1 pseudogene is annotated in these 559 nt (G+C 53.7%); it reads right to left on the bottom strand.

The annotated features are described in order from the left end of the window. Window positions 1-559, bottom strand: a pseudogene (locus NLX68_RS26400) (IS3 family transposase); the annotation flags it as partial.

A 559-nucleotide genomic window follows, 5' to 3' on the forward strand; every position in this document is an offset into this window, starting at 1 on the left:
GTCACCCATTTCTGATTGGGCCGCTGGGCGGTGAAGTTTCGCTCCAGTAAGTTCTGCACGATTTTACCGACCATGCCCCGGTAAGAACGGTACTTCTTGGGGCGTACGATCGATTTCAAATTCAGATCGACCATCAACCGCTCGACCACTTTCTTATTGACCAGGGTCCCCTGGCTTCTGAGGGTGCTAGCAACGCGTCGATACCCATAAAGCCCTTTGTGCTCGTGGTAAACCCGCTGCACACGCTGCTTGAGCGCAGCGTATTTATCCGGCTTCTGCTGGGTCTTGGCCTGGTAGTAAAACGTGCTGCGCGCCAACCCGGCCAGCCTCAGAAGACCTGCCAAAGGGAATCTGCTTTTCAGCTTGGACACAATCAGCGTTTTTGCGTTTGCCTTCGCTTTTCCTCCTCCCGCAGGGCTTTCAACTCCTTTAGGTAGGCATTCTCCATGCGCAGGTACTCAAGCTCAGACATGAGCTGCTCACGAGACTTCAGGGCATCGTCGGTGTCTGTAGGCTCTACTGGGATGATTTTCTTTGGCACTTTGACAGGCATTCTTCG

The organism is Pseudomonas sp. SBB6 (assembly GCF_024213215.1).
In the GTDB taxonomy this organism is placed as follows: domain Bacteria; phylum Pseudomonadota; class Gammaproteobacteria; order Pseudomonadales; family Pseudomonadaceae; genus Aquipseudomonas; species Aquipseudomonas donghuensis.